Origin of the sequence: Tenacibaculum bernardetii (genome assembly GCF_029125915.1) — a bacterium.
Classification (GTDB): Bacteria; Bacteroidota; Bacteroidia; order Flavobacteriales; family Flavobacteriaceae; genus Polaribacter; species Polaribacter bernardetii.
In genome coordinates this window covers 41,235-64,150 of sequence record NZ_JAQJCU010000009.1, presented here as the reverse complement: position 1 = coordinate 64,150, position 22,916 = coordinate 41,235, and the positions used below count along the sequence as shown (strand labels likewise).

24 protein-coding genes are annotated in these 22,916 nt (G+C 30.6%); 6 read left to right on the top strand and 18 right to left on the bottom strand.

Annotated elements, in window-relative coordinates:
* Window positions 1–3: 3 nt before the first annotated feature.
* The 9 genes from hisA to P2G10_RS09055 all read right to left on the bottom strand — a co-directional run bounded on the left by hisA (window position 4) and on the right by P2G10_RS09055 (window position 9,305).
* On the bottom strand, window positions 4–723 hold the full coding sequence (hisA, locus tag P2G10_RS09095) for a 1-(5-phosphoribosyl)-5-[(5-phosphoribosylamino)methylideneamino]imidazole-4-carboxamide isomerase (RefSeq protein WP_218772329.1): 720 nt from the start codon (window positions 721–723) through the stop codon (window positions 4–6).
* Window positions 724–733: 10 nt separating this feature from the next.
* On the bottom strand, window positions 734–1,315 hold the full coding sequence (gene hisH / locus P2G10_RS09090) for an imidazole glycerol phosphate synthase subunit HisH (RefSeq protein ID WP_218772328.1): 582 nt from the start codon (window positions 1,313–1,315) through the stop codon (window positions 734–736).
* Between the two features lie 4 nt (window positions 1,316–1,319).
* Window positions 1,320–2,453: a bifunctional histidinol-phosphatase/imidazoleglycerol-phosphate dehydratase HisB gene (hisB, locus tag P2G10_RS09085; protein WP_275316207.1), complete on the bottom strand. Its 1,134-nt coding sequence runs from the start codon at window positions 2,451–2,453 to the stop codon at window positions 1,320–1,322.
* Window positions 2,454–2,521: 68 nt separating this feature from the next.
* Complete coding sequence (hisC, locus tag P2G10_RS09080) at window positions 2,522–3,550, bottom strand: histidinol-phosphate transaminase (RefSeq protein WP_275316205.1); 1,029 nt, start codon at window positions 3,548–3,550, stop codon at window positions 2,522–2,524.
* Window positions 3,543–4,829 (bottom strand): histidinol dehydrogenase, encoded by a 1,287-nt coding sequence (hisD, locus tag P2G10_RS09075; RefSeq protein ID WP_275316204.1) that lies wholly within the window; start codon window positions 4,827–4,829, stop codon window positions 3,543–3,545. The genes hisC and hisD overlap by 8 nt, the downstream gene beginning before the upstream one ends.
* Before the next feature lie 12 nt (window positions 4,830–4,841).
* Window positions 4,842–5,699, bottom strand: a complete 858-nt coding sequence (gene hisG / locus P2G10_RS09070) for an ATP phosphoribosyltransferase (RefSeq protein WP_218772324.1) — start codon at window positions 5,697–5,699, stop codon at window positions 4,842–4,844.
* A 300-nt stretch (window positions 5,700–5,999) separates the two neighbouring features.
* Window positions 6,000–7,772 (bottom strand): translational GTPase TypA, encoded by a 1,773-nt coding sequence (gene typA, locus P2G10_RS09065; RefSeq protein ID WP_218772323.1) that lies wholly within the window; start codon window positions 7,770–7,772, stop codon window positions 6,000–6,002.
* A 67-nt stretch (window positions 7,773–7,839) separates the two neighbouring features.
* Entirely contained in the window at window positions 7,840–8,142 is a 303-nt protein-coding gene (locus P2G10_RS09060; protein WP_218772322.1) for an LETM1 domain-containing protein, read from the bottom strand.
* Window positions 8,142–9,305: a proline dehydrogenase family protein gene (locus tag P2G10_RS09055; RefSeq protein ID WP_275316202.1), complete on the bottom strand. Its 1,164-nt coding sequence runs from the start codon at window positions 9,303–9,305 to the stop codon at window positions 8,142–8,144. The genes P2G10_RS09060 and P2G10_RS09055 overlap by 1 nt, the downstream gene beginning before the upstream one ends.
* Window positions 9,306–9,408: 103 nt before the next feature.
* Between P2G10_RS09055 and aroB the strand changes: the two genes are divergently transcribed.
* Window positions 9,409–10,467 carry a 3-dehydroquinate synthase gene (gene aroB / locus P2G10_RS09050; protein ID WP_275316201.1) on the top strand — a complete coding sequence of 353 codons (1,059 nt, stop codon included), beginning with the start codon at window positions 9,409–9,411 and terminating at the stop codon, window positions 10,465–10,467.
* Between the two features lie 39 nt (window positions 10,468–10,506).
* Here the strand turns inward: aroB and P2G10_RS09045 are convergent, their stop codons facing one another.
* The 4 genes from P2G10_RS09045 to P2G10_RS09030 form a co-directional block, all read right to left on the bottom strand.
* Entirely contained in the window at window positions 10,507–11,376 is an 870-nt protein-coding gene (locus P2G10_RS09045) for a mechanosensitive ion channel family protein (protein ID WP_275316199.1), read from the bottom strand.
* A 59-nt stretch (window positions 11,377–11,435) separates the two neighbouring features.
* Window positions 11,436–11,939, bottom strand: a complete 504-nt coding sequence (locus P2G10_RS09040) for a Dps family protein (protein WP_218772318.1) — start codon at window positions 11,937–11,939, stop codon at window positions 11,436–11,438.
* Between the two features lie 240 nt (window positions 11,940–12,179).
* Window positions 12,180–12,728 (bottom strand): hypothetical protein, encoded by a 549-nt coding sequence (locus P2G10_RS09035; protein WP_275316198.1) that lies wholly within the window; start codon window positions 12,726–12,728, stop codon window positions 12,180–12,182.
* Between the two features lie 255 nt (window positions 12,729–12,983).
* Window positions 12,984–13,145, bottom strand: a complete 162-nt coding sequence (locus P2G10_RS09030; protein WP_275316197.1) for a DUF1328 domain-containing protein — start codon at window positions 13,143–13,145, stop codon at window positions 12,984–12,986.
* A gap of 316 nt (window positions 13,146–13,461) precedes the next feature.
* Between P2G10_RS09030 and P2G10_RS09025 the strand changes: the two genes are divergently transcribed.
* On the top strand, window positions 13,462–14,091 hold the full coding sequence (locus tag P2G10_RS09025; RefSeq protein ID WP_218772315.1) for an SOS response-associated peptidase family protein: 630 nt from the start codon (window positions 13,462–13,464) through the stop codon (window positions 14,089–14,091).
* A gap of 22 nt (window positions 14,092–14,113) precedes the next feature.
* Here the strand turns inward: P2G10_RS09025 and P2G10_RS09020 are convergent, their stop codons facing one another.
* Window positions 14,114–15,151 (bottom strand): helix-turn-helix domain-containing protein, encoded by a 1,038-nt coding sequence (locus tag P2G10_RS09020; protein WP_218772314.1) that lies wholly within the window; start codon window positions 15,149–15,151, stop codon window positions 14,114–14,116.
* Window positions 15,152–15,309: 158 nt separating this feature from the next.
* Between P2G10_RS09020 and P2G10_RS09015 the strand changes: the two genes are divergently transcribed.
* Window positions 15,310–15,783 (top strand): hypothetical protein, encoded by a 474-nt coding sequence (locus tag P2G10_RS09015; protein WP_218772313.1) that lies wholly within the window; start codon window positions 15,310–15,312, stop codon window positions 15,781–15,783.
* A 42-nt stretch (window positions 15,784–15,825) separates the two neighbouring features.
* A complete protein-coding gene (locus P2G10_RS09010) occupies window positions 15,826–16,026 on the top strand; it encodes a hypothetical protein (RefSeq protein ID WP_218772312.1) in 201 nt (66 codons plus the stop codon).
* Window positions 16,027–16,061: 35 nt separating this feature from the next.
* Here the strand turns inward: P2G10_RS09010 and bshA are convergent, their stop codons facing one another.
* From bshA to dnaB, 4 genes are all read right to left on the bottom strand, one after another.
* Window positions 16,062–17,189, bottom strand: a complete 1,128-nt coding sequence (gene bshA, locus P2G10_RS09005) for an N-acetyl-alpha-D-glucosaminyl L-malate synthase BshA (protein ID WP_218772311.1) — start codon at window positions 17,187–17,189, stop codon at window positions 16,062–16,064.
* A gap of 181 nt (window positions 17,190–17,370) precedes the next feature.
* Window positions 17,371–18,216 carry a transketolase gene (locus P2G10_RS09000; protein ID WP_218772310.1) on the bottom strand — a complete coding sequence of 282 codons (846 nt, stop codon included), beginning with the start codon at window positions 18,214–18,216 and terminating at the stop codon, window positions 17,371–17,373.
* A gap of 61 nt (window positions 18,217–18,277) precedes the next feature.
* The gene (locus tag P2G10_RS08995) at window positions 18,278–19,537 is read right to left on the bottom strand and encodes an asparagine synthetase B (protein WP_275316194.1); all 1,260 of its coding nucleotides are present in this window, start codon (window positions 19,535–19,537) and stop codon (window positions 18,278–18,280) included.
* 72 nt (window positions 19,538–19,609) lie between these two features.
* Window positions 19,610–21,136, bottom strand: coding sequence for a replicative DNA helicase (gene dnaB / locus P2G10_RS08990; protein WP_275316192.1), 1,527 nt, complete (start codon window positions 21,134–21,136; stop codon window positions 19,610–19,612).
* 128 nt (window positions 21,137–21,264) lie between these two features.
* Here dnaB and P2G10_RS08985 point away from each other — a divergent pair, with 128 nt between their 5' ends.
* On the top strand, window positions 21,265–22,335 hold the full coding sequence (locus tag P2G10_RS08985) for a DUF3810 domain-containing protein (RefSeq protein ID WP_275316190.1): 1,071 nt from the start codon (window positions 21,265–21,267) through the stop codon (window positions 22,333–22,335).
* 6 nt (window positions 22,336–22,341) lie between these two features.
* Complete coding sequence (locus P2G10_RS08980; protein ID WP_275316188.1) at window positions 22,342–22,896, top strand: hypothetical protein; 555 nt, start codon at window positions 22,342–22,344, stop codon at window positions 22,894–22,896.
* Window positions 22,897–22,916: the final 20 nt, after the last annotated feature.

The following is a 22,916-nucleotide window of genomic DNA, read 5'->3' as shown; positions in this document are numbered from 1 at the left end:
GTATTATTTTATTATAAAATTTTCTAATTGCTTTAACGAAATTCTATTTTCGTAAATCGCTTTACCCAAAATTGCGCCTTCACAACCTATTTCTTTAAGTCGTATTAAATCATCAATATTAGCAACACCACCACTTGCTATTAAGTTAACGCCACTTTTACTTAATATTTCTTGATACAACTCAACAGATGCTCCTTGTAACATTCCGTCTTTAGCAACATCTGTACAAATAGTATTTTTAATTCCTAATTTCTCATATTTTATGATAAAATCAATCACCTCTACTTCTGATGTTTCTAACCATCCGTGTGTAGCAATTTTACGATTGATACAATCGGCACCTAAAATAATTTTATCGCTACCATATTCTGTTAACCATCCTGTAAAAATATCAGGGTTTTTAACAGCGATACTTCCTCCTGTTATCTGACTTGCGCCGTTATCGAAAGCAATTCGTAAATCTTCATCTGATTTTAATCCACCACCGAAATCGATTTTTAAATTTGTTTTGGCAGCAATTTCTTGCAACACTTTGTAATTTACAATGTGTTGTGATTTGGCTCCATCTAAATCTACTAAATGTAAATATTCGATTCCGCTATCTTCAAATTCTTTTGCTACTTCAACAGGATTTTCGTTATATATTTTTTTGGTTGCATAATCGCCTTTTGTTAAGCGTACACATTTTCCGTCAATAATATCTATGGCAGGTATAATTCTCATTTTCTTAATTTTATAATTCTAAAAAGTTTTTTAATAATTTTTCACCGATGCTTGCTGATTTTTCTGGATGAAATTGCATGGCATAAAAATTATCTTTTTGCATAATCGAACTAAATGGTTTTATATAATCACAAGTTGCAATAGTATTTTCACAAACTTCAGCATAATAACCGTGCACATAATATACATCTTCATTAATAGCTAGATTCTCTACTATTTTTGATGGTTTTATTTCTGAAAAGTTATTCCATCCCATGTGTGGTACTTTCATTAAAGGAGGAAATTGTTTTGTTACGGTATCAAAAATACCTAAACATGTTGTATTGCCTTCTTCTGATGATGCGCACATTAATTGTAAACCTAAGCAAATACCCAATACTGGCTGGGTAAGAGATACTAAAAGTTCGTCTAATTTACGTTCTTTTAAATAAGCCATTGCCGAACTTGCTTCACCAACACCCGGAAATATTACTTTATCAGCTTGTTGTATTTCTATTGGATTATCAGTTATTATACTTTCATAACCTAAACGGTTAAGTGTATTTTGAACCGATCGTATATTACCGGCATTATATTTTATAATTGCAATCATAATACTATAGCGTTCCTTTGGTTGATGGTAAAATCATTTTACTAGTATCTCTCTTTACAGCTACTTTTATTGCTTTAGCAAAAGCTTTAAAAATTGCCTCTATTTTGTGATGCTCATTTGTTCCTTCTGCTTTAATATTTAAGTTACATTTTGCACCATCGGTAAATGATTTAAAAAAGTGAAAAAACATTTCAGTAGGCATTTTACCTACCATTTCTCTTTTAAAATCTGCTTCCCAAACTAACCAATTTCTACCTCCAAAATCAATAGTTACTTGCGCTAAACAATCATCCATTGGTAAACAAAATCCGTAACGCTCTATTCCTAACTTATTACCTAATGCTTTATTAAAAACCTCTCCTAATGCAATGGCTGTATCTTCAATAGTATGGTGCTCATCAACTTCTAAATCTCCTTTAACCTGAATATCTAAATCCATTTGCCCATGACGCGCAATTTGATCTAACATATGATCGAAGAAATCAATTCCTGTACTAATATTACTTTTCCCTGTTCCGTCTAGGTTTAATTGAATATCAATTTTGGTTTCGTTTGTATTTCTAACAATACCATCGGTTCTTTCTTCTAATTTTAAAAACTCATAAATAGCATTCCAATCACTACTTTCTAAAGCTATAAATTCGTCTAAATCACTTCTTTTTACCGTAATTTCATCGGTTCCTAAAAAAGTTTCATCATTGATGTAAATTCCTTTTGAACCTAAGTTTTTTGCCAGCTCAATATCCGTTAAGCGATCTCCGATTACAAATGAATTTGCTAAATCATATTCTTCAGAAAAAAACTTGGTTAATAAACCTGTATTTGGCTTTCTTGTTGGCTGATTATCTTTTGCAAAAGTGATATCAATAATTTCTTCAGAAAAAACAATTCCTTCGTCTTTTAAAGTTTTCATTACAAAATTGTGCACAGGCCAAAAACTATTTTCAGGATATACTTCGGTTCCCAAACCATCTTGATTGGTTACTAAAACCAACTCGAAATCTAACTCATTTGCAATTTTACTTAATCCTTGAAATACCTTCGGATAAAATTCTAATTTTTCGAATGAATCTGTTTGTTCATCTGCAGGTTCTTTAATTAAAGTTCCGTCTCTATCTATAAATAATACTTTTTTCATGTGTTTTCTTTTTATTAAAATCAATATTTTCTACTAAAATCTCTAGACTATGCTCAATGTGACAGTAATTATATGATTGATTTTAATGCTGTAATTAGTTGTGTGTTTTCTTCTTTACTACCAACGGTTATTCGTAAACAATTGTTTACTAAACTATTTCTGTTACGCGTAATTATTTTTTTAACTACCAATGTATCATAAACTGCATTTGCATCGGTAACCTCTATCAAAATAAAATTAGCTTCGGTTGGGTATATTTTTTTGATAAGTTTTATATTCTTAAACTCATTCATTAACCAATCTTTTTCGTTAATGATTGTGTTTTTATTCGCTTCGAACAAAGATATATTATCTAATGAAGCAATAATTGCTTCTTGATTTAAAGTACTTACATTATAAGGTGGCTTTACTTTATTATACAAATCTATAATATTAGAATTTGCATAGGCAACTCCTACCCTTGCGCCTGCCAATCCCCAAGCTTTACTAAAAGTCTGACTTACAATTAAGTTCGGATAATTAGCCAATTGTGTTGCATACGAATCTCTTGTACTAAAATCGATATAAGCTTCGTCTATAATTACCATTCCGTTAAAATTATCGAGAATATACTGAATAGTTTCATCCTCAAAACAATTTCCTGTTGGATTGTTTGGCGAACAAATAAATATAATTTTTACATCCTCCATATCTAAATATGGCTGTAGCTGATTTAAGCTTATTTGAAAATCATTTACCAAAGGTTGCTTAATTAACTCAACATCATTAATACTTGCTGATACATCGTACATACCATAAGTAGGCGAAAAAGTTAACGCTTTATCTTTACCTGGCTCACAGAAAATTCTGAATGCTAAATCGATTACTTCATCACTACCGTTTCCTATAAAAATCTGATTATCCTCAACGTTTTTTATAGTTGATAAACGTTCTTTAATTTTTGTTTGCTTCGGATCTGGATATCTGTTTAAAGTTCCAAACGGATTTTCATTAGCATCTAAATAAACCTCTGCTGTCCCTTTAAATTCATCTCTTGCTGATGAATATGCTTTTAACTTTTGAATGTTCTTGCGAACTATTTTTTCTAAACTAAACATTTTCAATATCTTTTAATCTTAATGTAACAGCATTTTTATGCGCCTGTAGTCCTTCAGCGGCTGCCATTATTTCAATCGTTTCACCAATGTTTTGTATTCCTTCTTTAGATATTTTTTGAAACGTAATACTTTTTGTAAAACTATCTAAATTAACACCTGAATATGCTTTTGCAAATCCGTTTGTTGGTAAGGTATGATTCGTTCCTGAAGCATAATCACCAGCACTTTCTGGCGTATAGTTTCCTATAAATACCGAACCTGCATTAGCTATTTTGTCTATAAAAAAGTCATCATTTTTAGTTGCTATAATTAAATGTTCTGGTGCATAATCATTTACAAAATTAATAGCCTCATACTCATCTTTAATTAAAACAACTTTTGTGTTTTTTAATGCTTTTTCTGTAATTTCTTTTCTTGATAAATTAAGAAGTTGTGCATCTATTTCTTTTGATACTTCGGCAATTAAATTTAATGAATCTGACACTAAAACAACCTGACTATCTGCTCCGTGTTCTGCCTGACTTAATAAATCGGATGCTACAAATGCGGCATTTGCCGAGTCATCCGCCATTACTAATAATTCACTAGGACCAGCTGGCATATCAATTGCAATTCCGTATTGTGTTGCCAATTGTTTTGCTACTGTTACATATTGGTTTCCAGGACCAAAAACTTTAGATACTTTTGGTATCGTTTCTGTACCAAATGTAAAACTAGCTATGGCTTGTATACCACCAACTTTATATATTTTAGTTACTCCACAAAGTGCTGCCGTGTATAAAATAGCAGGATTAATTTCTCCTTTTTTATCCGGAGGAGAACATAAAATGATTTCTTTACAACCTGCAATATTCGCAGGGGTTGCTAACATTAATACTGTAGAAAATAACGGAGCAGTTCCGCCAGGAATGTACAATCCTACTTTTTCTATAGGCCTTTTTTCTTGCCAACATTGCACTCCTTTTGTTGTTTCTATCGCAATTTTTTCGGTTTTTTGAGCAGCATGAAAAATTTCAATATTTGCCTTTGCTTGTTGAATAGCATTTTTTAATTCTTTAGAAACTAAGTTTTCGGCATTTTTAATTTCTTCTGAACTAACTTCTAATGTTTCTAAATTTACACCATCAAAAAGGGCTGTATACTTTTTTACTGCAATGTCGCCTGACTCTTTAACTTGTTTGAAAATATCATCTACAGTTTGTGCTATATCTTCAACAGATTTTGTGGGTCTTTTTAATAACGATTCCCAATTATCTTTATTTAATTCTACTGCTCTCATCTACCTTAATTTTTAAACAACCATTTTCTCTATAGGACACACTAAAATACCTTCTGCTCCATTAAGTTTTAGCTCATCTATAATATCCCAAAACTCATCTTTATCTAATACTGAGTGTACAGAGCTCCAACCTTCTTCTGCCAACGGTAAAACTGTTGGACTCCTCATTCCTGGTAAGATATCTATAATTTTTTCTAATTTATCATTTGGCGCATTTAACAAGACATATTTAGAACGTTTTCCTTTTAAAACCGATTGAATTCTGAATTGTAATTTATTTAAAATAGCTTTTCTTTCTTCTGTAATTAATGGTGAATTAGCTAAAACTGCTTCTGAAGTTAATAACACCTCTATTTCTTTTAAACCATTTTTAAATAAAGTAGAACCACTTGAAACAATATCACAAATTCCGTCTGCCAATCCTATATTTGGTGCAATTTCTACAGAACCATTAATGATGTGTAATTGTGCATCAATTTTATTTTTAGCTAAATATTTTTTAACCGTTTCTGGATACGAAGTTGCAATTCTTTTTCCGTTTAAATCTTTTAAAGAGTTTGCACTAGATTCTTTAGGAACCGCAATAGAAACCTTGCATTTAGAAAAACCTAAACGCTCTACAAATTCTAAATCATTTCCTTTTTCTATCAGTACATTTTCACCAATAATTGCAATATCAACGACACCGTCTCTTAAATACTGAGGAATATCTCCGTTACGTAAATAAAAAACTTCTAACGGAAAGTTACTTGCAGAAGCTTTTAGTTGGTCTTTACCATTATCTATAGAAATACCACAATCTTTTAAAAGTTGTAATGAATCTTGATTTAGTCTTCCTGATTTTTGAATGGCTATTCTTAATTTACTCATGTTGTTTTTGTTAATTTATTTGAGTAAATCTTAAGGTGTAGGTAATTTCCTTTGTTGAAATAAAAAACCCGTTTGATTTACTCAAACGGGTTTAAAATATATGTTGATTTTATTCAATACATCTTTAGTTCGCCTGAGTGCAAATATGGTGATGATGATGATGTGCTTGAATAAAGTTCATTGTTCTTTTTTTGATAGTGCAAATATTTCACTTTATTTTAAAATACACAAGCTTTTTATATAAAAATAAAAAACCACCTAAAATAGGTGGTTTTTTATTTTTATATAATTAAAGCTAGATTACGCTTTAAATACAATTTTACGCATACGTAAGCTTTCTGGAGTAACTTCCAAGTACTCATCTGCCTTAATGTATTCCATATTTTCTTCTAAAGAAAAATCGATTTTTGGAGCAATTTTCATAGCATCATCTGTACCAGATTTACGCATGTTTGTTAATTGTTTTCCTTTAATTAAGTTTACAGCCATATCATCAGATTTACTGTTTTCCCCAATTACTTGTCCAATATAAATTTCTTGGTTAACATCAATAAAGAATTTACCTCTATCTTGTAAACGGTTTAATGCATATGCTGTAGCTTTACCTGTTGCTGCAGAAATAATTGCTCCTTTTACTTCTTCAGTAAAGTCTCCTTTATAAGGTCCGTACTCACTAAATCTATGGTTAATAATTGCTTGACCAGCTGTTGCTGTTAAAATTTTATTTCTTAATCCTATTAATCCACGAGAAGGTATTGTAAATTCTAAGTGTTGTAAATCTCCTTTAGGCTCCATAATCATTAAATCTCCTTTGCGTAAAGAAACTAAGTTTACAGCTTTAGAAGCAACATCTTCTGGTACATCGATAGACAATGTTTCCATTGGCTCATGTTTCTTACCATCAATCATTTTAATAATTACTTGTGGTCTTCCCACTTGTAATTCATATCCTTCACGACGCATTGTTTCTATCAATACAGATAAGTGTAATACACCACGACCAAATACGTTAAACTTGTCTTCAGAATCTGTAGTTTCAACTTTTAAAGCTAAATTCTTTTCTAATTCTTTAAACAGACGATCACGAATGTGACGAGATGTTACAAATTTACCTTCTTTACCAAAGAAAGGAGAATTGTTAATAGTAAACAACATACTCATTGTAGGTTGGTCAATTTCTGTTCTTGGTAATGCTTCTGGGTTTTCTAAATCAGCAATCGTATCACCAATTTCAAATCCGTCAATACCTGTAATAGCACAAATATCTCCACAAGGAACTTTATCTACTTGAACTTTCCCCATTCCTTCGAATACGTGTAGTTCTTTAATTCTTACTTTTTTAGTTGTACCGTCAGCTTTACATAACATGTAATCTTTACCAGCTTCTAAATCTCCTCTAAAAACACGTCCAATAGCAATTCTTCCAGTAAAAGAAGAAAAATCTAAAGAAGTAATTTGCATTTGTGGAGTTCCTTCGTTGTATTTAGTTTCTGGAATAGATTCTAATACAGCATCTAGTAAAGGTACGATATTATCAGTTTCGTTTTTCCAGTCAGTACTCATCCAGTTATTCTTTGCAGAACCGTAGATGGTAGTAAAATCTAACTGCTCTTCAGTAGCTTCTAAAGCAAACATTAAGTCAAAAACTTTTTCGTGAACGATATCAGGAGTACAGTTTTCTTTATCTACTTTGTTAACAACTACGATAGGTGTTAATCCTAATTCTAAAGCTTTACCTAATACAAAACGAGTTTGTGGCATTGGCCCTTCAAATGCATCAACTAATAATAAAACACCATCAGCCATTTTTAATACACGTTCTACTTCACCTCCGAAATCGGCGTGACCTGGTGTATCAATTACATTGATTTTTGTGTTTTTATAGTTTACTGATACGTTTTTAGAAAGAATTGTAATTCCTCTTTCACGCTCTAAATCGTTATTATCTAACAATAAATCAGTACGTTCTTTACGATCGTCTAAAACTTTTGCTTGATCTATAATCTTATCTACCAAGGTAGTCTTACCGTGATCAACGTGTGCTATAATAGCGATATTTCTAATTGGTTGCATTCTTGCTCGTTTTTTAAAGCTGCAAAAGTAGTGTATTAAAAATGAATACTATATAAATGTTGTAGAATTATTTTTTTTCGATTATATCTTCACCATCTACTCTAAAAGCACTTGGTAAAATATCCGGAATTAATTTTATTAATAAAGGCAACAGTAATGCGCCTCCAGGAAGCATAAACACAGTAAAAGCAGGTATTGCTTTACAAATATCTATTGTTTGCTCTTTTACCTTTGCTTTTTCTTCGTCTGTTAAGTTTGTGGTAATCGATTTTTTAATCAAAAAAACCAATTCTTTGCTTTCTTGAAGCTCTTGTGCTAATCGCTTTTTATTTATTTGAATAGCTTCCTTTATTTCGTCTACAGTATTCATTATAACTTACGACGTTTTCTTTCTGTTTTTAACAAGTTAAGTTCTCTTGATGTTTGTCCTGCTACCGATGTATTTTCTTCTGCTCTACGAATTAAGTAAGGCATAACATCTCTTACAGGCCCAAAAGGAACATATTTAGCTACATTGTATCCTTCTGCTGCTAAATTAAAGCTAATATGATCGCTCATACCGTATAATTGACCAAACCACATACGATTATCGTTTACAGCGATGTTGTATTCTTTAGATAAATCCATCAATAAACAAGAGCTTTCTTCATTATGAGTTCCTGCAAAAATAGCCATATTTTTATGCGCCATCATAAAGCGAACTGCCTCGTTATAATTAATATCTGTGGCTTGTTTATCGGCACATATCGGTGAATCGTACCCCTTCTCTTCTGCCCTAACTCTTTCTTTTTCCATGTAGGCACCACGAACTACTTTCATACCAATGTGGTACCCTTTTTGATGCGCTTTTTGATACAGAATACGTAAATAATCCATACGATCATGACGGTACATTTGTAATGTATTAAAAACAATTGCCTTGTCTTTATTATACGTTTCCATTAATTCCTCAATTAAATCGTCTGCAGCATCTTGCATCCAACTTTCTTCGGCATCTATTAATAACGGAACATCTTTTTCTACGGCTAATTTACAAACAGTATGAAAACGTTCTAAAACTCTAATCCATTCAGATTTCTCATCTACGGTTAATACTTTTTTTTCTGATAACTTTTGATATAAAGCAAAGCGCCCAAAACCAGTTGGCTTAAAAACAGCATAAGGTATTGATTTTTTTTCTTCAGAAAACTGTATAATCTTTACAATTTTATTAAGTGCATCATCAAAACTTTCTTCTTCTTCTTTTCCTTCAACAGAATAATCTAATACACTATGAACATTGCCTTTTTCAAACATTTTATCAATTACCGGTAAACAATCATCTTCTGTTACACCTCCACAAAAATGATCGAAAACAGTAGAGCGAATTAACCCCTCAACAGGCAAATGCGCTTTTAACGCAAAATTAGTTACTGCTGTACCAATGCGAACCATTGGTTGATTTTGTATCATTTTAAATAAAAAATAGGCTCTTTCTAACTCTGAGTCAGATTTTAATTTAAAAGCAGTTTCTGTATTATTAAAAAGTTTCATTACTGAAGTCTTAAAGTATTTTATTTGTAAAGACAAATATAAATTACCTGTATGATATATTTTAAATTTTTCTATTTATTTTCGCTGTAAATTAAAGATTAAAATGACTTCTATTAAAGCAGCAACATACCCTATTCATTTTAATGAAAAAGCGTATACTGAATTGGCGAATTTAATTCGCATTAATAATTACTCTTCTATTTTTATATTAGTTGATGATAACACGCTTACTCATTGCTATCCTCGCTTTATGCCTTTACTAGAAACCGATAAAACTATTGAAGTAATTCAAATTGATGCTGGCGAAGTTCATAAAAATATTGAAACCTGTGTTGGTGCTTGGAATGTGATGACCGAACTTGGTGCAGACCGAAAAAGCTTACTAATTACTTTGGGTGGTGGCGTTATTACCGATTTAGGTGGTTTTGTTGCTTCTACTTTTAAAAGAGGAATTGATTTCATTAACATTCCAACCACATTATTAAGTATGGTTGATGCTTCTGTTGGTGGTAAAACTGGAGTTGATTTAGGGGTGTTAAAAAACCAAATTGGCTTATTTGCAAATCCTAAAATGGTTTTATTAGATCCTGAATATTTACATACACTTTCTGCTCGTGAAATTAGATCGGGAACTGCCGAAATTATTAAATATGGAATGACACACGATATTCGTTTGTTTAATGAAATTAAAGATAATACCGAATTAAACATTGTAGATTTAATACACCGTTCTATTGAAATTAAAAACGAAGTTGTTTTAGAAGACCCAACAGAGCAAAACATACGTAAGGTTTTAAATTGGGGACACACCATTGGCCACGGAATAGAATCTTACTTTTTAGACACTCCTAATAAAGAAAATTTAACGCATGGTGAAGCCATAGCTATTGGTATGGTTTGTGAAACATATATTTCTTCTAAAATATTAAATTTCCCTTCGGATAAACTTAAAGAGGTTAAAAAAGCAATTCATGCTATTTATGGTAAAATTGAAATTAAAGAAGAAGACTTCTCTTCTATTACAGGATTAATGAAACATGACAAGAAAAATGTTGGAGGAGAAATTAACTTTGTGCTCTTAAAAAACTATGGTGACTTTCAAATAAACTGTAAAGTTCCCAATAAATTAATAATTGAAAGTTTAGAATACTATAACTCATAATAAAACAAAAAAGCGCAACTTAAGTTGCGCTTTTTTGTTTTATTTAGTTACTGTTATTGGTATACTGTCTTGAGACCCATATAATTTAATTTCTGTAATATCTGCTGGCATATTTAAGCCATTTTTAGTAATTACTCTTTTAACATTTTTAATTACATCACTTTTAACCTCTAATGCTGCTCGTTTATACTCTTTGGTTTTTGTCCAAAAAATAACTTTTAAATTAACAGTACTCACCCCTAAACTATCTAATGTAACAAAACACTGGTGTTCATCTGTGTTAATTACACCTTCAGTATTCACAACCGAATATATAATTACTTTTTTTGCTAAATCAACATCATCTTCATAATCAATACCTACGGTAAAATCTAATCGATAATAACCATCTTCTGTATAATTATAAACTGCTTTTTTAATAATATCACTATTCGGAATGTAAACATCTCTACCATCAAAAGTTTTAAGTTTTGTAAACCTAAATTCCATCATTTTTACTTTTCCGAATATATCACCAATCATTACCGTATCATTTACATCAAACGGTCGGTTAAAAGATAAAATTACTCCCGATATAAAATTTTCACCAATATCTTTAAAGGCGAATCCAATTATTACAGCACCTGCACCTGCTGCTGTTAATAAACCAGTTGCTATACCTCCTAAACCTGCTGCTCTAAGAGCTAACATTATCGTTAAAATAACCAACCCTGCTTTAACTGTTTTTGTTAAAAAATTAGTCATTAAAGGATCTTTAGTCCTTACAGAAATTGTTTTTCTGAAAACCTTAGCTATGGCGTTTGCAATTAAAAAACCTATTGTAATTATAAGTATTCCTATAAAAATATTGGGAACTTGTTGTATAAATTCATTCCAATATACTTGAATAGCGTTTTTTAATTTTATCATAATTTACTTTAATTATTAGTTTTGTTTTTTTGATTTATATTGTTGTTGATAAACAGTAGTTACGACAATACAATATCTTCTTTTAACTGCTCTACAGTGCTCTTAGTCCATGCGTTTAACATCCAACTAGTTTTTTCTAAAGAAGCAATATAACCTCCCATTAAATCAATCGTACCTTCATCTTCTGCCTCTTCTGCCCTTTTTATAATTAGAGACATTTGCTCTAATAAAACCTTATGATCGTCTAATAAGATATAAACCATATCTGTATCGGTTTGAAACGGACTTTCTTCTGAGATTGCTGCAATTTTTAAATACCTACTATATCTACTAATAGGATGGTATTGTAATGTTAAGATGCGTTCGGCAATTTCATCTATCTTAATTCTAGCATCGCCATACATTTCTTCAAATTTATTATGAAGTTCAAAGAAATTTTTCCCCACTATATTCCAATGAAAGTTTCTTAATTTTTGATAGTAAATATGATAATCTGCTAATAATTGATTTAATTCTTTTGCTACTGGTAAAACATTTTCATTCTGCATATTTAAATAACTCATATTGTTTTATTTTTAGATTAATATTTTTTTCTCCTACAAAAGTAAGTAGTTAAGCTACCGCCTGTTTGCTCATTTAATATCGATGCTTGCTCATATCATTTTCTCAAATTTTTAAGCATAAAAAAAGGATGAGTAAAACTCATCCTTTTCGAGATTTTCGTATTGAAATACAATACGAGGAGACCTCATTATTTTAATAAAATTAACTTTTAAATAAAAAAAGAGGTTCTATTTCTTATATTACATTTTAAATGTCTCGAAAATTGCATATTCTAATTTATTTGACTTTTTGTTTTTATATTCTATTATAAAATCGCCGTGCTTATTAAAATACCCTACTCCGTTAAAATCATTTCCATCAACAATATAAAAATTATTGTTTATTGATTTTAATGCTTTCGCTGATGTAATATTTTTATCTTTTAATTTATAAGTAATTAATAAATCATCCTGATTGATTAAAAAATCATATTTTACATCTTTATATTTAAAGTATATAACTTTTGTTTTTGTATCGTAAAACGGATCTTTATCATTATCAACCATTATTGTTTTAGATATCGTAATAGGGCTATCTACCGTTTTTTGATTTAATTTATTTTTCTGATTAGGATCAAACTTTGTTTTTTGCGATTTTTCTGTAACAACCTTTACCTTAGTGTCGTATTTAACACCGTCTTTACCTACTTTTTGTGATTTTTCAACTTTTGTTGTCTTTACAACTTCTGTCTGTGAGTTTACTGTGGTAATTACTCCTACTAACAATAAACCTATAATTAAATTTTTCATTTTTAATATATTTTAAATTACAAGTGTTTTTTTGCTTAGCGCACACTTCTTAACACCTTTTTTCCTTTCTTTACTTTTTAAATAGCAATTTGCTACTATTCTCTTTTCACACTACAAAGGTATTGGTAGTAATCAATTTTACTTTGCTCGTTTAAAGTCATTCTTTGCTCATATCCTGAATATTATTTACTTAAAATAAAAACAAAAAAATAAACATGCAGACCATGTTTATTCTTAAATAGTATATTTTATTTATTATAATTTTTTTCTTCCTGTAATAAGTGAAATAACAAAAAGAATTATAAAAATAAAGAAAGCAATTTTAGCAAAACTTGTTGCTGCACCCGCAATTCCACTAAATCCTAAAAATCCTGCAATTAATGCTATAATAATAAATGTGATTGTCCAACGTAACATATTTTTTTGTTTTATAGTTAATAATAATGAGTACAACTATTGTACACTACAAAATTACCTATAAGCTTAAATAACGCTTTACTCATTTAATTTGATTGTTGACTCATTTAAAAACATCTTCAAAAATTGAAATGAGCTAAGAACTGTTTCTATTGAAGTAAGAATACTCTACTCTTATATTTAAATTTGTTCATGTAAAATATTAATCAAGAAACCTGTGGGCATATTAAATATCTGTTTTTTAGAAAAGTAAATCACCTTTTACTAAATAATAGCCTTGTGTTTCTTTTAGAAGAATCTAAACACAACAATAATAATGAATTACAAACTATCTAACATAGCTACAAAAGAACGGATAAAGGACTTTACTAAATTACCTTTTAAATATCCTTACTTATATAAGCCTAAGCGAAAAATAAACGGACTTAAAGAACAAACTGTTAGTCTTATTACGACAGAGAACCCAACTATAATTACCCAAGGTATTTGGGGATTATTACCTCAAAATTACACCGAAAACTGGAGTAAATTTCAAAACATTAAAAATACACTGCACACAGATAAGTTAGAGATCAAAAAAAATATATTATTTAAAGAAGCATTATTAACTAGAAGGTGCTTGTTAATCGTTACAGGTTTTTATACCCATAAAGTCATAGATAATACCATTAAAAATTATTTGGTAGAGAAAAACAATCAAGAACCTTTTTATTTAGCTGGCATATACAATGTAACAAACGATGGTTTTATAACCTGCTCTGTTATAAACACAAAAAGCACTGAAGAATTAAACTCATTTAATAATATTTACGAAGTTATGCCTTTACAAATACCTAAAATATTTAAAAGTATGTGGCTTAGTTCTGAAACAGATATTGATGAAATTGATTATTTAATTGACAATCCTTATGATACTAAACTAAATGTTCAAATAATAGCATCTTAACTATCTATTTTTTAAAAACTTGTTAACTTATTTTTATTTGACTTTCTTGTTTGTTTTTTAAAAACTCGCTAGGGCTAATTCCGTATTTTCTTTTAAAAATTTTAGAAAAATAACTTCTACTAGAAAAACCTATTGAATATACTATTTGCGAAATATTATTATCGGTATTGTTAATTAAGTCACGTGCTTCTTCTAAACGAACATGCCTTACATACTCTGTTACAGTTCTTGAAAAAAGTAATTTAAACCCTTCTTGAAGCTTAGCTTGTGGCAAACCTATTTCATTAGCTAAATCTTCTACATTATAATCTTCAGCTACATTTTTAAGTATTTTTTGCCCAACTTTTCTTACTAAACTAATTTCTTTTTTTGTTAAAGAAGTACTCGGTTTCTTATCCCTTTTTTCATCTTTATTATGCTGTTGCATATGTTCTGATAAAATTTGATATACGATCCCTTCTTTTATCAAAATGCGTATCATTCCTTTTTGTTTAATCCCATTATACTGCTTAATAAGATTAGCCATTTTTAAATTATAGGTACCAAAATAAGCGAAAACCTTTTCGTGTTGTTTATCATAAAAAACTTCATATAGTTTCTTATTCAACACCGAAGCATCATTTAATCGCTTCTTGATAAACATTACTCTATTAATTTGAATTAAATGCATTTGTATTTTTACATTCTTTTCAAAATATTTATAATTGTAACCTCCGTCTTTACTTGTTATAATAACCGATTGATATTGTTCTAGTTTTCTTTTTTTATTTTCTAGTTCAAACCTATGATAGCTATGACCTTCTGTGGTATATGTAAAATGAATCGGATTAAATTCAGAGGCATCTATAGCTATTGTAATATCATCTAAAAAAACAATGTCATATTGTAGTACACTCCCTCCCCATTCAAAATTTAAAAAAGTAATTTTTCCTTTTGCAAACTCATTATCAACATCTAAAACATATTCTCCCCATCTTTCAGTAATATTTCCTCCAATTACTGCTTGTAACTGCTTAACTGCACCAGCAGTATTAGTAGCAGTAATTTTTATAGTCTTCATTTGTTTTTTGGCATAAAGTTACAGCTATTTCTTCTTTAAATGTTAAAATATTTTAAAAGAGTGTTTTTTTGGTATGAGCAAACATCAAAAACATATGAGCTAAGCTCACTTGTAATGATGATGTAATTTTGCCTTGTAACAATAAAAAACATAAACAAATGAAAATTTTAAAAATAGTATTACTAAGTTCTTTCTTCTTTTTAGCTTTAAACGCTAGTGCTCAACAAATTTCAAAAAATGCCATTGGTGTAAGAGTTGGTGATAATGACGGGTTTGGAGGAGAACTTTCTTATCAACACTATTTAAAAGAAAATAACAGATTAGAATTTGATTTAGGTTTTAGAAACTCAAAAAATGTTGACGCCTTTAAACTTGTAGGTTTATACCAATGGGTAAACAAACTAGATGGTAACTTTAATTGGTTTATAGGTGCCGGTGCTGGTATTGGTTCATACGACACTCCTGGTGATGATGGTTTTTTCGCATTAATAGCAGGTGATTTAGGTATTGAATATAATTTTGATATTCCTTTAATTATGTCTTTAGATATTAGGCCTGAACTTGGTTTAAACAATGAATATAGTGATGATTTAGATTTAGATATTGCTTTAGGTATTAGATACCAGTTCTAATCAGAAGAAACTTTAATCAACTAACCTTAAAATAAAAACATTATGGATAAGATCATCAAAACATTATTAGTTATATCTGGATTGATACTAACGGCATACGGTGTGTATAAAGTTATAGCGCCTGAAGCAACAGTAGATATTGGTATTGCAGAATTTAACTCTCAAGACAATAAGAAGGCTTATATTTCTTTAGCTGTTGGTATAGCTATACTAGTCATTTCTGGTTTTGTAAAAAAGAAATAAGTAAAAACTGCAACACATGGTGTTGCTTTTTTTTGTTATTTTATGGAGCAACTTTTGTAAATATCCTCATAAATAGGTAATATTTTTTCTAAGGAAAATAACTTAATATGTTCTTTAGCATTTTCTTTAAACTTATTTAAAACTACATCATCTTTTAGTATTTTAATAGCATTTTTAGCCATATCATCCACATCACCTAAATTACTTAAATACCCGGTTTCACCATGAATATTTACTTCTGGTAAACCTCCGCAATTGGTTGAAATAACTGCTGTTCCAGCTGCCATAGCTTCTAACGCTGCTAAACCAAAACTTTCTGTTTCTGATGGTAATAAAAAAACATCCGAATAACACAGTATTTTAGCAACTTCATTAGAGTTACCCATAAATAATACTTTATCTTCAATGTGTAGTTTTTTTGCTAATTTCTCAGCTTTTAAACGCTCAGGGCCATCTCCTACCATTAATAATTTTGAGGGTACTTCTTTTTGAATTTCATTAAAAATTTTAATCACATCATTGGTACGTTTCACTGGGCGAAAATTACTAACATGCGTTATTATTTTTTCTTCTGGTGTAGCTAAAGCAATCCTTTTACATTCATCTTGATGCGCTTTATCATATTTATCGCCATCAATAAAGTTATAAACTACTTTAATATCTTTCTCGATATTAAACAAACGTAAAGTATCTTCTTTTAAACTCTTAGAAACAGTGGTTACTTCATCTGATTTATTTATACTAAACTCCACAGCTGTTTTATACGTTGGGTGACTACCCACTAAAGTAATATCTGTACCATGTAATGTGGTTACTACTTTTATGGATATACCTTTGTCTTCTAGCATTTTTTTAGCCATATACGCTGCATAAGCATGCGGAATAGCATAGTGTACATGTAAAACTTCTAGTTGATGTTTTTCAACTACTTCTACCATTTTACTAGACAATGCTAATTCATAAGGCTGATATTGAAATAGTGGATATTCTTCTAAAACTACTTCGTGAAAATGTAAACGGTGCGAGAAAAAATCTAATCGAACAGGTTGATTATAAGTTATAAAATGTACTTCGTGTCCTTTATCTGCAAGTGCCATTCCTAACTCAGTTGCTACTACTCCACTTCCTCCAAATGTAGGATAACATACAATTCCTATTCTCATATTTACGCTTGATTATTACAGTAAGATTACTGACGTAAATTTACGGTATTACTTACGCTTTTTTGTGAATAAAAACATAAAAAAACGTCATTACGAACGAAGTGAAGTAATCTTATAACTTAAGATTGCTTTCATACTTCCTCGCAATGACGTTTATAATATAAACTCTGAGTTTATTTTTTTAATAGTCTCCTAGTGTTTCTGGGTTTTGAGCCAATGAAGAAGCTAATTGCTCATCATTTGGTGCCTTACCATGCCAAGCATGTGTGTTCATCATAAAATCGATACCGTTACCCATTTCGGTGTATAATAACACACAAACTGGTTTTCCTTTACCTGTACGAGATTTTGCATCTGCCATTCCACTTAAAATAGCTTCCACGTTATTTCCCTCTCTTACTTCTAATACATCCCAACCAAAAGCTTCAAACTTTGCTTTTAAGCTTCCCATTGCTAGTACTTGATCTGTTGTACCGTCAATTTGTTTTTCATTTACATCAATAGTTGAAATTATATTATCAACTTTTTTTCCTGATGCATACATTGCTGCTTCCCAGTTCTGACCTTCTTGTAATTCACCATCACCATGCAATGTGTATACAATTTTATCATCTCCGTTTAACTTCTTTGCTTGCGCAGCACCAATAGCCACACTCATACCTTGTCCTAATGATCCTGATGCTATACGAATACCTGGTAGGTTTTCGTGTGTTGTTGGATGCCCTTGTAAACGAGAATCTAATTTTCTAAATGTTGCTAACTCTGCAACAGGAAAAAAACCACTATGTGCTAAAACACTATAATAAACTGGCGATATATGTCCGTTTGATAAAAAAAATAAATCTTCGTTATTTCCGTCCATTTTAAAATCAGTAGAATAATCCATGATTTCTTGGTATAAACAGGTTATAAACTCTGCACATCCTAAAGATCCTCCCGGATGCCCTGAATTTACTGCATGTACCATTCTTACGATATCTCTACGAACTTGTTGTGTAAAATCTTGAAGCTGTTGTGTTGTTGGCATTGTTGTTTTGTTTTGTATGAGCAAAAGTAACTGTTTAGAAAACAATTGCCAATTACTTTTTTTAAGTTTTTTGCTTTTTCTTTTTTGCGGCAGGAAATAACACATTATTCAAAATTAAACGATATCCTGGTGAAGTTGGATGTAAATCTAACTCCGTTTTAGGATCTCCTACTCTATGCTGATAATCTTCCGGATCATGACCTCCATAAAAAGTAAACATACCTTTTCCTTTGGTTCCGTGAATATATTTACCTTCTCCGTTGGTTTTATTTTCTCCTAAAATCATTACGGTAGATTTAACAGTACTACGATCAAAAGAAGTTGTTTGTCCCATAAATGCTTTTACCAATTGTGTGTGATTTTGCGTTAACATGGTTGGCACTTGATCCCATTTTGCTGAAAACTCTCCTAATGTAAAATAATCAACCTCTTTTTTAATTCTGCGTTTACGAGTCATATCAATAGACGAAAACTCGTAAGTTGTTGGATTACGAATCAATTCAAAATCTTTAAAAGCAAAGGTTTTATTAAAATCTATTTTAGATTGATAATTTGGTTCTGAAGCATCGCCATCAAACATTCCTTCTGCAATATCTACTCCATCTGCAGCCAAGGCAATATCAAAACTATCGGTTGCAGAGCACATGGCAAACATAAATCCGCCACCAACTACGTAATCTCTAATCTTTTTTGCTACTGCTCTTTTTTCTTCTGATACTTTAGTGTAGCCTAATTTTTTAGCCAGTGCTTCGGCATCTTTTTTCTGTTGAATATACCAAGGTGCCGTTCTAAAAGCACCGTAAAAACGACCGTACTGACCAGTAAAATCTTCGTGATGTAAATGCAACCATTCATACAGTAGTAACTTATCATTTAATACTTCTTCATCATAAATTACATCAAACGGAATCTCCGCATAAGACAGTACCATTGTTACAGCATCATCCCAAGGCATTTTTCCTTTTGGTGAATACACGGCTATTTTGGGCGCTTTTTCTAAAGTTACTGCTTCTTGATTTTTTGAAGGCGATGAAATTTCTTCTAAAATTAATGCTGATTTAGCATCTGAGATTATTCGATAAGAAACTCCGCGTATTTTACATTCTTTTTCTACAGATTTATTGTTTTCTATTAAAAAAGCACCTCCTTCGTAATTTAACAACCATTTTGCTTTTAACCCATTTTGCAATGCGTAATAAACAATTCCGTATGCTTTTAAATGATTTTTCTGATTCTCATTACTCATCGGAACATAAATAAAGGATGCCCAAATAGAGTTTGAAAAAAGAATAAAAGTAAGTAGATATAATATTTTCTTCATAATCAAAAACTAAAATACACAATTACTCAGTAGTAATTGTGTATTTATTATAATTTATAAATTGTTTAAGTTTTAAAACGGAACATCATCATCACTTGGCCCGAAAGCATCTTCTGGTGATGCAAAATTACTAGAAGCTACATCAGTATTAAATCCAGATTCTGCACCTGAGTTCATACTCGATTGAAACTCACTACTAATACCTTCTTCTAAATCTGAGAATAAAGCTAAATGCCCTGTAAATTTTAAACGGATATTATCCATTCCCCCGTTACGGTGTTTTGCAACAATAAATTCTCCTTGCCCTTCACATGGTGAATGATCATCATCATCCCACTCTGTCATACCATAATATTCTGGTCTAAAAATAAACGATACAATATCTGCATCCTGCTCAATTGCTCCAGATTCACGTAAATCTGATAATAACGGACGCTTAGAGCCTCCACGAGTTTCTACCGCACGAGATAACTGAGATAATGCAATAACCGGTATACTTAATTCTTTTGCTAATGCTTTTAAGTTACGCGAAATAGTTGATATTTCTTGTTCACGGTTTCCTCCTGCTCCACCAGCGGTCATTAATTGTAAATAATCAATTACAATTATTTTCACATCGTGTTGCGATACTAAACGTCGTGCTTTTGCACGTAAATCAAATATTGAAAGTGCTGGAGTATCATCAATAAAAATAGGAGCATCAGAAAGTCTTTTAACCTTTACATTTAACTGTTCCCATTCATGTGGCTCTAGGTTTCCTTTACGAAGTTTTTCTGATGTTAAACCTGTTTCAGAAGAAATCATACGTGTAATTAACTGTACCGATGACATCTCTAAAGAAAATACTGCTACGGCGTGGTTAAAATCAATCGCCATATTTTTAGCCATCGAAATTACGAAGGCCGTTTTTCCCATACCAGGACGTGCTGCAATGATAATTAAATCGGATGGTTGCCACCCCGATGTTAGAGCATCTAATTTAGTAAACCCGGTAGCCAAACCACTCATTCCTTCCTTACCAGAAATTTCTTGTATTTTGCTAATAGATTGTTGTACTAAAGAATCGGCTCTTTCTGCTCCTTTTTTAAGATTTCCTTGTGTTACTTCAAATAGTTTACCCTCAGCATCGTCTAATAAATCAAAAACATCAACGGTTTCGTTGTAAGCGCTTTCTATTATTTCTGATGAAATTGTAATTAATTTTCGCTGAATATATTTTTCTAATATAATTCTTGCGTGAAACTCAATATGCGCCGAAGAGGCTACTTTTTGAGTTAAACCTATTAAGAAAAAATCACCTCCTGCTAAGTCTAACTTTCCGTTTTTCTTTAACTGATTAGATACCGAAAGTAAATCAATCGGTTCTGAATTTTGAAAAAGTGTATAAATAGCATCATATACCTCTTGGTGCCTTTTATCATAAAAAGAATCAGGCTTTAGGATATCAATTATCTCATCGATACCTTTTTTATCAATCATCATAGCACCTAAAACAGCTTCTTCTAATTCTAAAGCTTGTGGTGGTAATTTTCCTTTTTCAAGGCTAATAATTTTAGCCTTGTCTGTTTTATTTCCTCTAAGAGATTGAGTTCTTTCCATAACTGCAAATGTAATTTTTTAAGCTGATACTTCTAGGAGCTATCTTTAACTTTCTTTATACACAAATTTTGTAAACAAAACTGTTATTAACTTGTTGATAACGTACTAACTTTCTTATTTTTGATGTTATGCAGTACAATAAAAAACAACTTATAATAGCTTTAACTTTACCTTTTCAAATATTATTTGTGCATTGTTTTAGCCAAAAAACACAATGGGTAGAGCAATATTATAGCACAGGAATATATCCTTACATTTCTAATTTTTTTCGTTTTATTTTAGGATGGATTCCTTTTTCATTTGGTGATTTTTTAGGTTTTATATTGATATTCTTGTTCATTAAAGCTATTTATCAATTAATTAAAAACCGGTTTAAAAATAGTATCCCGTTGCTTCTGAAGCTTATAACGACTTTATCGATTGTTTATTTTTGTTTTTATGCCTTTTGGGGATTCAATTATTTTCGCGAGCCTTTGGCTAAAAATTTAGGCTTGCAACAATCAACTTACACAACCGAGCAATTGGTTGAAACTACGCAACAAATTGTTTTAGAATTAAACAAAATACATTTACAAATTACCAAAAATGATTCTATAAAAGTTACTGTTCCTTATTCTCAAAAAGAAATTTATCAATTAGCTACCGATGGCTATAAAAACTTAGCTTTTATTTATCCGCAGTTAGCCTATAAAAATCCTTCTATAAAAAGTTCTTTGGTGAGTTTGTTTCAATCTTATAATGGAACCGCAGGTTATATAAATCCGATTACAGGTGAAGCACAAATAAATGATAGGATTCCTAAAACCGGATATCCATCAACCACTTGTCATGAAATGGCGCATCAAATTGGTTGGGCTGCAGAAAATGACGCAAATTTTGTTGGGTTCTTAGCTGCTATTAAAAACGACGATTTATACTTTAAATATTCTGGATACAGAATGGCGTATAATTACTGTATTGGTCAAATTTACAGGCGAGATAAAGAGTTGGCTTCAGAAATTAAGAAAACGGTAAATATCGGGATTTATAAAGATTATAGAGATAGTTATTTACATTGGAAACAATTTGAAAATCCTATTGAGCCTTATTTAAAAAAAGGTTACAATTCTTATTTAAAGGCAAACAATCAATCAAAAGGAATAAAATCTTACAGTTATGTAGTAGATTTGTTAATCGCTTATTTTAAACATCAGAAATAGAAAAAAATGAAAAATATCGTAACTTTTTTAGTCTTGACTTTAATGACTTCTTGTAATTCATTTCCCGATTTAAAAGAAGAGTTTCCTTGTAAAGAAACTAGTTTTTATGATAATCTTAAAAAAAGTGAAGATGTTAGAAACATGTTTAGTATACAACTGCCAGAACATTGGAAGGTAAACTTATATTATGACAATACTAAAACATCCATCTATGCTGCCGATACAACTATTAGTGTAACAAAAACAACACTTATGGATGTTACTTTGGTGCATAAAACTGTTTTTTTAGACAATACTTTTAAGCAGAAAATTACGGATGACAATAAAAAAATGGGCTTATCAGAAATTAAAACCAACGATGTAAATATTCTTAACAAACCTTCTTATTATAGTTATGCTGAAGGCAAAAAGGGCAATTATTCGTATCATATATTAAACACATTTACTAAAATAAACGAAGACAACTTCTTACATGTTAAAACTGAGGTTTATGGAGACTCTTTAGTAGATGAACGAATTTGCAAAGCCCTAAATTTAATTTACAAAACACAACTGAATTAGTTACTTTTGAAATGCTAAAA

What these genes read in the sequence shown, in the direction of transcription:
- P2G10_RS09030 (WP_275316197.1), bottom strand. Translation starts at nt 13,145, where the DNA reads ATGTTACGTTGGACAATCACATTTATTATTATAGCATTAATTGCAGGA.
- P2G10_RS08980 (WP_275316188.1), top strand. Translation starts at nt 22,342, where the DNA reads ATGAAAAATATCGTAACTTTTTTAGTCTTGACTTTAATGACTTCTTGT.
- dnaB (WP_275316192.1), bottom strand. Translation starts at nt 21,136, where the DNA reads ATGGAAAGAACTCAATCTCTTAGAGGAAATAAAACAGACAAGGCTAAA.
- P2G10_RS09060 (WP_218772322.1), bottom strand. Translation starts at nt 8,142, where the DNA reads ATGAATACTGTAGACGAAATAAAGGAAGCTATTCAAATAAATAAAAAG.
- hisB (WP_275316207.1), bottom strand. Translation starts at nt 2,453, where the DNA reads ATGAAAAAAGTATTATTTATAGATAGAGACGGAACTTTAATTAAAGAA.
- typA (WP_218772323.1), bottom strand. Translation starts at nt 7,772, where the DNA reads ATGCAACCAATTAGAAATATCGCTATTATAGCACACGTTGATCACGGT.
- hisA (WP_218772329.1), bottom strand. Translation starts at nt 723, where the DNA reads ATGAGAATTATACCTGCCATAGATATTATTGACGGAAAATGTGTACGC.
- P2G10_RS09015 (WP_218772313.1), top strand. Translation starts at nt 15,310, where the DNA reads ATGAAAATTTTAAAAATAGTATTACTAAGTTCTTTCTTCTTTTTAGCT.
- P2G10_RS09055 (WP_275316202.1), bottom strand. Translation starts at nt 9,305, where the DNA reads ATGAAACTTTTTAATAATACAGAAACTGCTTTTAAATTAAAATCTGAC.
- P2G10_RS09020 (WP_218772314.1), bottom strand. Translation starts at nt 15,151, where the DNA reads ATGAAGACTATAAAAATTACTGCTACTAATACTGCTGGTGCAGTTAAG.
- hisG (WP_218772324.1), bottom strand. Translation starts at nt 5,699, where the DNA reads ATGAGTAAATTAAGAATAGCCATTCAAAAATCAGGAAGACTAAATCAA.
- hisH (WP_218772328.1), bottom strand. Translation starts at nt 1,315, where the DNA reads ATGATTGCAATTATAAAATATAATGCCGGTAATATACGATCGGTTCAA.
- P2G10_RS09035 (WP_275316198.1), bottom strand. Translation starts at nt 12,728, where the DNA reads ATGAAAAATTTAATTATAGGTTTATTGTTAGTAGGAGTAATTACCACA.
- hisD (WP_275316204.1), bottom strand. Translation starts at nt 4,829, where the DNA reads ATGAGAGCAGTAGAATTAAATAAAGATAATTGGGAATCGTTATTAAAA.
- bshA (WP_218772311.1), bottom strand. Translation starts at nt 17,189, where the DNA reads ATGAGAATAGGAATTGTATGTTATCCTACATTTGGAGGAAGTGGAGTA.
- P2G10_RS09025 (WP_218772315.1), top strand. Translation starts at nt 13,462, where the DNA reads ATGAATTACAAACTATCTAACATAGCTACAAAAGAACGGATAAAGGAC.
- P2G10_RS08985 (WP_275316190.1), top strand. Translation starts at nt 21,265, where the DNA reads ATGCAGTACAATAAAAAACAACTTATAATAGCTTTAACTTTACCTTTT.
- P2G10_RS09045 (WP_275316199.1), bottom strand. Translation starts at nt 11,376, where the DNA reads ATGATAAAATTAAAAAACGCTATTCAAGTATATTGGAATGAATTTATA.
- P2G10_RS09010 (WP_218772312.1), top strand. Translation starts at nt 15,826, where the DNA reads ATGGATAAGATCATCAAAACATTATTAGTTATATCTGGATTGATACTA.
- hisC (WP_275316205.1), bottom strand. Translation starts at nt 3,550, where the DNA reads ATGTTTAGTTTAGAAAAAATAGTTCGCAAGAACATTCAAAAGTTAAAA.
- P2G10_RS09000 (WP_218772310.1), bottom strand. Translation starts at nt 18,216, where the DNA reads ATGCCAACAACACAACAGCTTCAAGATTTTACACAACAAGTTCGTAGA.
- P2G10_RS08995 (WP_275316194.1), bottom strand. Translation starts at nt 19,537, where the DNA reads ATGAAGAAAATATTATATCTACTTACTTTTATTCTTTTTTCAAACTCT.
- aroB (WP_275316201.1), top strand. Translation starts at nt 9,409, where the DNA reads ATGACTTCTATTAAAGCAGCAACATACCCTATTCATTTTAATGAAAAA.
- P2G10_RS09040 (WP_218772318.1), bottom strand. Translation starts at nt 11,939, where the DNA reads ATGAGTTATTTAAATATGCAGAATGAAAATGTTTTACCAGTAGCAAAA.